This window comes from Kineococcus indalonis, from assembly GCF_009906395.1.
Classification (GTDB): domain Bacteria; phylum Actinomycetota; class Actinomycetes; order Actinomycetales; family Kineococcaceae; genus Kineococcus; species Kineococcus indalonis.
Genome location: NZ_JAAALM010000133.1, coordinates 1 through 8,699, shown reverse-complemented (window position 1 = coordinate 8,699; position 8,699 = coordinate 1). Strand labels below are relative to the sequence as shown.

Annotated in this window: 8 protein-coding genes and 1 tRNA gene; 5 read left to right on the top strand and 4 right to left on the bottom strand. The window is 77.1% G+C overall.

Features of this window, described 5'->3' with window-relative positions; all coding sequences use genetic code 11:
* Both GTR00_RS08890 and GTR00_RS08885 read left to right on the top strand, forming a co-directional pair.
* On the top strand, positions 1–813 hold an 813-nt coding region (locus GTR00_RS08890; protein WP_323132342.1), incomplete at its 5' end, for a histidine phosphatase family protein.
* Positions 810–1,709 carry an NAD(P)H-hydrate dehydratase gene (locus GTR00_RS08885; protein WP_166611267.1) on the top strand — a complete coding sequence of 300 codons (900 nt, stop codon included), beginning with the start codon at positions 810–812 and terminating at the stop codon, positions 1,707–1,709. The genes GTR00_RS08890 and GTR00_RS08885, both read left to right, overlap by 4 nt.
* A 36-nt stretch (positions 1,710–1,745) precedes the next feature.
* On the opposite strand, the gene GTR00_RS08880 is transcribed toward GTR00_RS08885, so the two are convergent.
* Complete coding sequence (locus GTR00_RS08880; RefSeq protein ID WP_166611266.1) at positions 1,746–2,159, bottom strand: hypothetical protein; 414 nt, start codon at positions 2,157–2,159, stop codon at positions 1,746–1,748.
* Positions 2,160–2,464: 305 nt separating this feature from the next.
* Between GTR00_RS08880 and GTR00_RS08875 the strand changes: the two genes are divergently transcribed.
* Positions 2,465–2,537, top strand: a tRNA-Arg gene (locus GTR00_RS08875).
* Between the two features lie 18 nt (positions 2,538–2,555).
* Here GTR00_RS08875 and GTR00_RS08870 read toward each other — a convergent pair.
* Complete coding sequence (locus tag GTR00_RS08870; RefSeq protein ID WP_166611265.1) at positions 2,556–3,287, bottom strand: hypothetical protein; 732 nt, start codon at positions 3,285–3,287, stop codon at positions 2,556–2,558.
* A gap of 243 nt (positions 3,288–3,530) precedes the next feature.
* Between GTR00_RS08870 and GTR00_RS08865 the strand changes: the two genes are divergently transcribed.
* Positions 3,531–4,691, top strand: coding sequence for a glycerophosphodiester phosphodiesterase family protein (locus GTR00_RS08865; protein WP_205705395.1), 1,161 nt, complete (start codon positions 3,531–3,533; stop codon positions 4,689–4,691).
* A gap of 86 nt (positions 4,692–4,777) precedes the next feature.
* On the opposite strand, the gene GTR00_RS08860 is transcribed toward GTR00_RS08865, so the two are convergent.
* A complete protein-coding gene (locus tag GTR00_RS08860) occupies positions 4,778–5,611 on the bottom strand; it encodes a hypothetical protein (protein ID WP_205705394.1) in 834 nt (277 codons plus the stop codon).
* Positions 5,612–5,774: 163 nt separating this feature from the next.
* On the opposite strand from GTR00_RS08860, the gene GTR00_RS08855 reads away from it, so the two are divergent.
* Positions 5,775–7,310: a Tat pathway signal sequence gene (locus GTR00_RS08855; protein ID WP_166611263.1), complete on the top strand. Its 1,536-nt coding sequence runs from the start codon at positions 5,775–5,777 to the stop codon at positions 7,308–7,310.
* Between the two features lie 48 nt (positions 7,311–7,358).
* On the opposite strand, the gene GTR00_RS08850 is transcribed toward GTR00_RS08855, so the two are convergent.
* Positions 7,359–8,699 (bottom strand): DUF2334 domain-containing protein (locus tag GTR00_RS08850; protein WP_166611262.1); only part of this gene is annotated, 1,341 nt, incomplete at its 5' end.

The window sequence follows — 8,699 nt, the reverse complement described above, 5'->3', positions numbered from 1 at the left end:
CCCGCGTCCCCCGCCGGCCCGCGCTGGCCGGCGTCCCTGGTGCTGGTGCGCCACGGGCAGAGCACCGGCAACGTCGCCGACGCGCGCGCCCGGCAGGCGCGCGCGGAGGTGGTGGAGGTGGCCGAGCGCGACGCGGACGTGCCGCTGTCGGAGCTGGGGCGGCGGCAGGCGGCGGCGGTGGGGGCGTGGCTGGCGACGTCGCCGGAGGCGCCGCCGGTGCCGCAGGTGGTGCTGAGCTCGCCGTACGAGCGGGCGCTGCGCACGGCGCGGGCGGTGGTGGAGCGGGCCCGCGCCGAGGGCCGCGACGTGCCGGACCCGCGCACGGACGAGCGGCTGCGCGAGCGCGACCTGGGCTGGTGGGACGGGCTGACGGGCGCGGGGGTGCGGGCGCGCTTCCCCGAGGAGGCGGAGCGCCGGGCGCGGCTGGGCAAGTTCTACTACCGCCCCCCGGGCGGGGAGAGCTGGTGCGACGTGGCGCTGCGGGTGCGCAGCGTGCTGGCGTCGCTGCGCGAGGAGCACGCCGGGCGCGACGTGCTGGTGGTCTCGCACCAGGCGGTGCTCATGGGCTTCCGGCTGGTGCTGGAGGGCCTGGACGAGCGCGCGGTGCTGGCGCTGGACGCGGACGAGCCGCTGGCGAACTGCTCGGTGACGTCGTACGCGGCGGCGCCGGGCGGCGGGGTGGTGCTGCGCGCCGCCGGGGACACCGCGGCGGTGGCGGGCGTGCGGGTCACCGACGACGCCGCCGACCACGAGCCGGGCGAGGAGGCCGGCGGCGAGCGCGTCGCCGGGGACCAGAGGGAGGTGGCGCGGTGAGCGGCGCGCGGCGGGACGCGGTGACGGTGACGTCGGCGGTGCTGCGGCAGTGGCCGCTGCCGCCGCCGGGCGTGGGCAAGGAGTCGCGCGGGCGCACCTGCGTGGTGGGCGGCAGCGACCGCACGCCGGGGGCGGTGCTGCTGGCGGCGGAGGCGGCGCTGCGCTCGGGCGCGGGCAAGCTGCAGGTGGCCACGACGGCGTCGACGGCCCCGGCGCTGGGGGTGGCGCTGCCGGAGGCGCTGGTGCTGGGGCTGCCGCAGAACGCGGACGGCGGCATCGACCCGGCGTGCGGGGCGCAGGGCTCGGAGCTGGCGGAGCTGGCCGGCGGCGCCCACGCGGTGTGCCTGGGGGTCGGCGCGATCGGCGAGCCGGCCGTGGTGGAGCTGCTGGAGGCGCTGGTGCCGCCGCTGGAGCAGACGGTGGTGCTGGACGCGCTGGGCCTGGCGCCGGTGACGCGCGACGCGACGTTCCTGCACCACCTGGAGGGCAAGGCGGTGCTGACGCCGAACCTGAACGAGCTGGCGATCGTGCTGGGCGCGCAGGAGGAGGAGGTCACCGCCGACACGGCGGGCGCGGCGCTGGAGCTGGCGCGCCGCAGCCGCTGCACGGTGGCCGCCGGCGGGGGCGAGTCGTGGATCGCGGCGCCGGACGGGCGCCTGTGGCTGGACGTCTCCGGCGGCGCGGGGCTGGGGGTGTCGGGTTCCGGCGACGTGCTGGCCGGGATCGTCACCGGCCTGTGCGCGCGGGGCGCGGACCCGGTGCAGGCGGCGGTGTGGGCGTGCCACCTGCACGGGCGGGCCGGGGACCGGCTGGCCAGCTCGGTGGGCCGGCTGGGGTTCCTCGCCCGCGAGCTGCCCGCGGAGGTGCCGCGGGTGCTCGCGGAGGTGGAGGTCTGAGGGCTCGCCCGGCTCACCCGGGTCGGGCGGAGCGGGTCAGGCGAGCAGGGCCGAGGCGGCGGGCGCGAGGTCCGTCAGCGGCACCTGCAGGTGCCAGGTGGTGGAGGAGCGCTGACCGGCGGCGTGCGGGTCGCCCTCGGGGCCGGCCCAGGACTGCGGGCGGGCGGTGACGCGCCAGGCGCCGGCGCCGTGCTGGCGGGCGCGGGAGGCCAGGGCGTCGTCCCCGGTGCGCACGGCGGCGGAGGCGATGACCTCCACGGCGCGGCTCAGGGAGCGGGCGTCGTAGAAGGCGATGGTGCAGCCGGCGTCGGTGGCGGTGGTCTCCACCAGGATGCAGCCGGACTCGGTGAGCGCGGCGTCGATGGCGGCGACGGCCGCGGTCTGGCGGGGTGCACGACGCGGACCGGGGACGGTCGGGTGCGCGTCGGTGCGGAGGGTCTGAACGGACATCCGGAGTGCTCCTCGGGAGACGACGTCGGCCGGGTGTCGGAGTCCACCTCGACTCGGCCCGACACCCGGTGACGGCATCGGTCGGCGTGTCTTGCGGCTTGAGTGTAGGCACCCGGGTGGCCCTGCTCCGAACGCGGGCGCCCGTCGTTCGCCTGCGGCGCAACGCAAGTCAACGACAGCGCGTCGTAGTTCGGCGTGGTCGGACGTCCAGGGCCGTCGCGCCGCACGCCCGCGGGCGTCCGGCGCGACGGGGCGCGCACCCGGCCCGCTAGACTCCCGACGGCCGCGGCGTCACCCGCGGGTGCGCCCCCGTAGCTCAGGGGATAGAGCATCGGTTTCCTAAACCGTGTGTCGCAGGTTCGAATCCTGCCGGGGGCACCCTCCTTCTCGCGGGCCTCAGCGCCCCGCGGCGAGCAGCCCGCCGCGCCGAGCCGTCCCGGGCTCGTCCTCCGGCCGGGCGCGCTGGTCGTGGTCCACGACGGCGTACAGGAAGACCGCCGCCCCGGACATCTCCAGCAGCTCCTCGACCGAGTACGCGGTGAGCAGCAGCACGCCGTCCTGCGGTGCGCCCGCGCTCATCAGCACGTTGCCCAGCACCTCGAGCCCGACGGCTCCGCCCACGTAGAGGGCGCCCGCCAGGACGACGAGCCCGGCGGTGCGTCGCGGCAGGGCCAGCAGGAAGCGGGCGAGGAGCAGGGCGAACGCCGCGGCCAGGGGCAGGGCGACCGCGAACCAGCCGTAGCGCAGGGCCCCGCCGTCGCCGAGCACCGCGGAGACGGGCTCGTTGAGCCGCTCGTGCAGGCCGACGACCTCGTCCAGCGAGAGGTAGGTGAAGGCCGCGGCCAGCAGCGCCCAGTGCGGCGCCCAGGGCGCGCGCTCGCGGCGCCGGCGGCGGGCGACGTCGGCGACGACGAGCGCGACCACCGCCAGCAGCGTGCCGGAGAACCAGGCGGGGAGGTTGTTCTCGGTGTTGAGGTCCACGGCCCAGGCGGCGGTGCGGGCGACGCGGGCGTCGACGTGGAAGCCCTTGACGAGCAGGCCGGTGGCGTAGCCGGCCAGCACCAGGGCGGAGACCACCAGCAGCAGGGTGCGCAGCAGCGCCCTGGCGGGCACGGACACGACGAGCACGAGCGCCTCCGGAGGGCGGGGTGAACAGGCGGTGGACGGGATCGGGCGCGCACGTTAACGGCCCGGGACAACCACAGCCACTCCCCACGGCGCGTCGCCGGCGCGGTTGACTGCGTGCTGCGCCGCCGTGACGCACAGGTCCTGCGCGAGCGGCGCCCACCCCCGCTCCGTCGACCTCCCGTCACCCCGCGTTCGCTGTGCAGCCCTTGTGCAGTACGGGTGCGGTGCCCAGACTCACGCCGCGTGAGACCGCGCACCGTCGCCGCCGCCACCCTGGCCGCCGCCACGCTCCTGACCCCCCTGACCGCCACCGCCGCGCCGCAGGCGCACCCCGGGCACTGGCCCGGGCACCACTGGCAGCCCGAGGCCGCCGCGCCGCTCGTCGTCGGGCACCGCGGCGCCTCCGCCTACCGCCCCGAGCACACCCTGGCCTCGTACGAGCTGGCCGCCCGGCTGGGCGCCGACGTCATCGAGCCGGACCTGGTCTCCACGAAGGACGGCGTGCTCGTGGTGCGCCACGAGAACGAGATCTCCGGCACCACGGACGTCGCCGAGCGCCCGGAGTTCGCCGACCGGCGGGCGACGAAGACGATCGACGGCGTGGAGCTGACCGGCTGGTTCACCGAGGACTTCACCCTCGCGGAGCTGAAGACGCTGCGCGCAGTGGAGCGCCTGCCCGAGCTGCGCCAGGAGAGCACCGTCTTCGACGGCGCCTTCGAGGTGCCCACCTTCGAGGAGGTGCTCGACGAGCGCGAGCGCCTCTCGAAGGAGCTGCGCCGGGACATCGGGGTGATCCCCGAGATCAAGCACTCGACGTACTTCGACTCCCTCGGGCTGTCCATGGAGGAGGGCGTGGTGCGGGCGCTGGAGGAGCACCGGCTGAACCGCCCGGGCTCGGGCGCCACCGTGCAGTCCTTCGAGCTGACGAACCTGGTCGAGCTGCGCACGGAGCTGGGCCTGCGCGCGGACTCGGTGTTCCTCACCTCCTCCACCGGCGCGCCGGCGGACCTGGTGGCGCAGGGCGACCCGCGCCAGTACGCGGACCTGCTGGTGCCCTCGGCGCTGCGCGACCTGGCCCGGCACGTGGACTCCCTCGGCCCGTCGCTGGACCAGGTCGTCGCGCTGGAGGAGGACGGCACCCTGGGCGAGGAGACCCGCCTGGTCGACGACGCGCACGCCGCCGGCCTGACGGTGGTGCCCTACACCCTGCGCCCGGAGAACCAGTTCCTGCCGGTGGACTACCGCCTCGGCGAGGACCCGGCGGACTTCGGCCGCGTGCTGGACCTGGCGCAGGTCTACTTCGAGGCCGGCGTCGACGGCATCTTCACCGACGCCCCGGACCTGGGCGACGTGGCGCGCGACCGCTTCGTGGCCGAGCGCGACGGGCAGGAGCGGGCCGGCTGAGCAGCCGTCCCCACCGCGCGCCGCGGGCACCGCTGCCCCGGCGCGACGCGGCCCGCCTCCCCCGCCGGGGACGGCGGGCCGCGCTCTCAGCGGCTGGCGGGGGCGACGGCGAGGTCGGAGAAGCGCACCACGGCGTCCTCGGAGTAGACGCCGACCGAACCGCGCAGGTAGGGCGTCTCGGTGTCCGTGGAGGTCACCACGTGCGCGGTGTCGACCCACACGTCCACGGTGGCGCCGACCTGCCGCACGCGCACGGCGTGCGGGGCGCCGGTCTCGGCGGGGGACTGGCCGGTGGCGAGGAAGCGCTGCGCGCCCGGGTAGGCCGGGTCTGCCTTGCCCAGCTCCCAGCCGTTGGGCTTGAGGGTGAAGTAGTAGAACCGCTGCGGGCCCTCGTAGTGCCACACCACCCAGCCGACCTCCCAGGGGTTCGGCGTGCCCTCGCGCGTCTGGCGCAGCGTGTGCACGGTGGCGGAGAAGTCCACGTCGCCGTAGTCGGCCACGGAGACGACGAGCCCGGCGTGGGTCTCCGCCGGCTCGGTCGCAGCCCGGGGCGCGAGCTCGATGACGCCGTCGTCCCCGGTGGTGCGCCCCTCGCCGTTGAAGACGGCCTGCCACGGTCCGTGCACGGAGCCGTCGGCCCACACCTCCGGTCCCCCCACGGGCCACCTCCACTGCACCAGGGCACCGGCGAGCACGACGGCGGCGACGGCGGCGAGCGGCCAGGTCCACCGCGGCCGGCGGCGCGCCCGGCCGGGCCGGCGGGCGCCCCGGCCGGTGACCGGGCCGGTGACCGTCTCGGTGAGCGGGGCGGCGACGACGTGCAGCTCGGCGGCCCCGTCCGCGTGCCGGTCGCCGCTCGGGGAGCGGTCCGGGCCGCCGGGCGGGGGGACGGACGACGGTCGCGTGCCGCGGTGCACCACACGGGCATGCTCGCACGGCGGCGGGGACCGGCACGAGCGCACGGGCGCGGTGGCCCGGTCCGCTCGCGCGGACCGGGCCCGCGCGGGCCGGACCCGTGGCAGGCTGGCCGCCGACGGCGCGACCCGGTCGCGCCGGGGACCGCCGACCCGCGGAGGTGAGGCCGTGCGCCGCAGGACCGCGCTCGCCCTGCCGGTCGTCGTGACGGCCGCGGCCGGCGGCGCCGCGGTGGGCCTGGCCGCCCGGCGCGACGCCGTCCTGGCCGCCCCGCCCGCCACCGCCCCCGTGCCGGGCCGCGGCGGCGAGGGACCGGCGGGGCGCGTGGAGTTCGAGGTCCACGACGCCGACGGGCGCCTGCTCGACTTCGCCGCGGTGCGCCGCGTGCAGTCCGCGGGCACCGGGCAGGACGGCCACGACGACGTCCTGGTGGACGCGCAGGACCTGCGCGTGCTGGTGCCGTGGCCGCTGGAGGAGGGCCCCTCGTTCGCCGTGCAGCGCCCGGCGGGCCGGGTGGCGCTGGCGATGGCGTGGCCGACGTCGGCGGGGTACGGGCAGCTGGTGGTGGACCTGCCGCCGCCGGGGCGCTACGGGTTCACCCTCGTCGCGGCGGCGCAGGCGGTCGCCGAGCTGGAGGCGCAGCTGGCGGCCCGCCCCGGGCACCGGCCCTCGGCGGCCGTGACGGGGGCGCTGGAGCGGGCCCGCGACCTCCTGGCGCGGGTGCGGAGCGCCACCGGCGCCGGGCAGCGCGGCGCCCTGGGCACCCGCGCGCTGGACGCGGCGGTGGGCGGGCAGCTGCGGCTGCTGCGCGAGCACGGCCGCGAGGAGGCGCTGCGCCGGGGCGCCGCCGGCGACGTGCAGCGCGGGGTGACGTTCGAGGACCCCTCCCGGCACGACGCGCTGGCCTCGGTGCGCGAGCTGACCGGCGGCGACCCGCGCACCGGGTGGGTGCGGCTGGTCTTCGACGCGGAGCGCGGCGCGCGCTCGTACGCCGCCGACGTGGCGGCGGTGCGGGCGGCGGGGCTGCACGTCGTGGGCCAGTTCCTGGACTCCTCGCAGCTGGCCGGGGTGGACGGGCCCGCCTGGCGGGCACGGGTGGCCGAGTACGTCGGCGCGCTGCCGCAGGTGGAGGAGTGGGAGGTCGGCAACGAGGTCAACGGGGCGTGGACCGGGGAGGGCTCGGCCGCGAAGGCGCTGTGGGCGGCGCGCCACGTCAAGCAGAACTCCGGCGCGCGGACCCTGCTGACGCTGTACTGGCAGATGGGCGAGGGCGAGCCGGAGGAGTCGGTGTTCACGTGGGCGGCGCGGCACCTGCCGGCGGCCGCGGTCGGGGACGTCGACGACATCGGGTTGTCGGTGTACCCGGAGGACCACCCGCTGGGCGCGACCCTCGACCGCGTCCTGACGACGCTGCACCGCGCCTACCCCGACCAGCAGCTGCTCGTCAGCGAGCTCGGGTACGGCGCGGCTGACCTCAGCGGGCGCTGGTGGTTCGGCTCGCCCGACGACGTGGGGGCGGGCAGGGTCGCGGTGGCGGCGTTCCACGGCGACGCCGCGTTCGGGTACCCGTTCTCCCGCGGCGGGGTGTTCTGGTGGTACTACCTGACCGAGGCGGTGGCCCCCTCGCCGCTGCGCGCGGCGCTGGCGGCCCCGCGCCCGCGCGCCGTGCAGCGCCGGGCGCGCTCGGTGCGCGGGCGGCGCTGAGCGGGGCGCCGCGCCCGGCGCCCCGCTCCCCCGCCGCGGCGGGGACGTTCAGACGGCGGAGGCGGCCACGAACGTGTACCCCAGGGCCTTGATGCCGGTGATCGTCTCGCGCAGGTGCGCGGTGCCCAGGTAGGGGTGGTAGAAGAAGCTGGCGACACCGTCGCGGACCACGAGGTTCGCGCGGGCGGTGGCCACCAGGTCCGCGGGGAGGCGCGCGGGGTGGTTGTTGAACGCCTCCGGCTCGACGTTGCCGACGCACTCGGGCAGCACCTTCGTGCCGTAGAGGTCCCTCACCGCGTAGGGGAAGTACTGCCCGTTGAGGCGGGCGTGGTCCACCGCGCCGGTGAACAGGCCGCCGAAGTACAGGCCCCGCTCGTAGCGGGTGCTGAACCTCGCTGCGACGGCGCGGTAGTCCGTGGCGCTGGCGGCGTAGTGCGGGAACTCGAAGATCGTGGGGACCCCGAGCCCCGCGGCGGTGAAGGCGCTGGCGGCGGAGGTGACGCGGCCGGTGGCCCACGCGGTGGAGTCGCCGGGCACGGGACCGTCGTAGACGACGCTGTCGGCGGCGTCGACGTGGGCGCGGAAGAACTCGAAGTCGTTGGCGCTCACGCCGTCGTAGGGGTTCGCGGCCTCGCCGAACTGGTGGGTGTAGCCGTGCATGAGCAGCGTGCCGCCGCGGGACTGCATGTGCTTCAGGGCGCTGACCACCTGGGGGCGGTCGCGCAGCGCGTAGTCCTCGGGGGTCCCCCCGCTGAGCGCGCCGAGCGGGTCGCGGTAGCGCGCGTAGACGGCGACGCTGAAGGGCACCCGCTGGGCGGAGAGGTAGTCGGCCACGGCCCGCAGCTCGGCGGGGTCGGCGTCCGGGCCGACGTCCTCGATGCGCACCAGCGCGCGGCGCCGGGTCGGCGTCGAGGGCGCCAGGGCGTCGAAGAGCAGGTCGCTGAAGGCGAGGTAGCGGTCGCCGTGCCCGACGTAGGAGAAGGGGACCTCGCCGAGGTAGGTGAAGTTCCCGGACCGCACGGCCCACGGGAACGTCGTGCCGTCGGCGCGGCGCGCGGTCGCCAGCACCGTCGCCCTGGTCGGGTCGGAGATCGAGACCCCCATGATCCCGCCCTGGTTCTGCGGGTCCCGGGAGAGGTCCTGCCCCTTGTAGGACACCGTGGCCACGGTGGAGACGTCGAACTGGGTCCACGTCCATCCCGTGCGCGCGGCGAACCCCGGGTCCGCGGCGGTGAGGTGCCAGATGTTGTCGTACACCCACGTGACGGGTTTCGCGGTGGCGGTGACGTCGGCGAGGAACGCGGCCGGCAGCGGTTCGTCGTAGGTGGAGCCGACGTAGACGACGGCGCTGTAGCCGTCGAGCATCCCGGCGGTGTAGGAGGCCACCGG

Excerpts from the sequence above, each read along its gene's own strand:
- GTR00_RS08880 (WP_166611266.1), bottom strand. The coding sequence starts at position 2,159 with ATGTCCGTTCAGACCCTCCGCACCGACGCGCACCCGACCGTCCCCGGT.